This window comes from Candidatus Nitrosopumilus sp., from assembly GCF_029882185.1.
Taxonomy (GTDB): domain Archaea; phylum Thermoproteota; class Nitrososphaeria; order Nitrososphaerales; family Nitrosopumilaceae; genus Nitrosopumilus.
Map to the genome: position 1 here is coordinate 1 of NZ_JAOULD010000095.1, position 2239 is coordinate 2239.

At 34.5% G+C, this 2239-nt stretch carries 1 protein-coding gene and 1 pseudogene; one reads left to right on the forward strand and one right to left on the reverse strand.

The window, feature by feature from the left end:
- Positions 1-360 (forward strand): annotated as a pseudogene (locus OEW78_RS10470) (hypothetical protein); the annotation flags it as partial.
- Between the two features lie 9 nt (positions 361-369).
- Here OEW78_RS10470 and OEW78_RS10475 read toward each other — a convergent pair.
- Positions 370-2239: beta-propeller domain-containing protein (locus tag OEW78_RS10475; protein ID WP_300327233.1), on the reverse strand; the 1870-nt coding region annotated here is incomplete at its 5' end.

Here is a 2239-nt window from a genome sequence, read left to right on the forward strand (position 1 = left end):
TCCACTGCAGGAAAACCCTTTGAAATTGGAGTCTTTGTAAATAGCACTGCAAGCTATACTGAAGCAAATGCAGGAATAATTGATGTTAACGTAAAAGCAGCTGGACGGAATGGGAGAAAAGTTAGATTGGGGTTTCACTTTAAAGATGATAGATTTAGAATAGAATCCACATGCGGTGCATATTTGGATGAAACAAACTTGCCCCTGCAAGATTTTGACTTGATGGATATTCATTTACAGATTCATGCAGAAGATGCAAAACAACGTGATGTGATTTCATTTACTGTTACAATTCATGAAATTGAAAATGATGTTGAAATTGAAAAAAGAGGACTAAGTACTATAATTCACATTGTTTAATTTGGAATTCTATCTTACTATCTCTAATTCCATTGCCGGCTCTTCCAAATAATCAATAAACTTGCCAGTGCTTTCAAGTTTTATTGAATTTATTTCATCCAAATCCTCAAAGGAGTTCATTTTGAGATATCCTTGTGATGCGGTATACAAGACATCGTTAATGTAAAACGTTCTTGCATTATCTATTCCGTAATATCTCCAATTGTTGTCAGAGTGGGTGATGGTTCCTTTTTCCTCAAATCCCTTTGTCTTGTCTAGATCAAAGACGTAAAATCCGCCCCATCTGTTATAGTCTGGCGCAAACATTTTGGAACTTGTAACATCCTCTAGACTTTTGGCATCCGCACTGATTGGAATTGATAGAATATTTCTTGTTTTATCAAAGAAAAATGCTTTGTGATTGTGTAATGCTTCAGAGTGGGTAGAACTATCACCAATTACATAATCATCCACAACTTTGGGATTGCTTACATCTGCTACATTGAATAATGCTATTTTGATTCCTAATTGCTGGACTCTGTTATTGTCTATTTCTTTAGTATCTCTGCCTACTCCGATTATGTGCTCTTCATCATATGGGTGCAAATAGTTTGAAAATCCTGGAATTTTTAATTCTCCCAAAATTTTAGGCGTATCTGTTGATAAATCAATTACAAAGAATGGGTCAATTTGCTGGAATGTCACCATGTATAGTCTGTCTCCAATGAATCTTGTAGAGAATATGCTCTCATCAGGTGCAATCTCTTCTAGTTCTCCAACTATCTCCAATTGCTCATCTAAGACATAGACTGCATTTGAGCGAATAGTTCCCTCATATTGAGTGTAAATTTCGCTAGTTGTTGCAACTCTAAACCTATCTCTGCTCTCATCCATTGAGAATTGATTTAGTAATCTTCCAGGAACTGTTCCCTTTGCGACATATTCTATTTTATCCTCATCAATTGAAATCTTGTGAATTATTGTTTTGCTTGCATCTTCTTGGATTTTTCTATCATATTCATTTAATGCCTTTTTGATTTTTTCAAACAGTTTTTCTTTCTCATTTTTGTCCATTTCGTTGTAAGCGTTTTGCATTAATTCTGAAATCTTTGCCCATTGTGCTGAAGAAGTTAGTGAAGAATCATTTTGTATTGACTTGATTTCATCTTGGATGTTGTTTGGTAATAATGGCACAATCGCATCAAAGAATCTGTCTCTTGATGAATCCTCATAAAATCCAAATGGCATGTTTTGCTGATATGTGAGGTAAAAATTATCTTCTGATACATAAAATGAACCAGTATATCCCATAAGGAATGTTTCAGAATTTATGTTGTCCCCGAATATGTCAATTGCAGTTAGTGTGTTAAAGTTTGAGAACTGTTCTACATTATCAAAGTAAAATGCTTCTGGAGTCATTATTCTAACTGAATCTTCCATGATTACTGGCAGTCTTGGGTATTGGTGGTCTATGTTGCTATTAGTTACAAAATATGCATAATCTCCAATCATTCTTGCATCTCTGAAATGACCATCAATGGAATAGTCTTTGAAAATGGTTGGGTTTTCTTTATCAGAGACATCTACAATTAATGCATGTGTAATGGAACTATAAGATCGTCTTGGAACAAAGTCAAATAATGGAATTATTTCCTCGTCGCTTTGTCCGTTGTAAAATATTACTAGCCTGTCCTCGTTGAGGAACATGTTCTGAATATATTGAGATTCAATGTCTAGTGCAATTTTAAGAATTAACTTTGCATCTTCAGCAGGGTATGCATCGATGATTGAAAGTGTATTTTGTGAGACAATGTAAACATACTTTGAATCGTTTTTGAGATAATCTGGCTCATCAACATTTGCGACTTGAACATTTGTTGTTGAATAGTCTATTCCACCT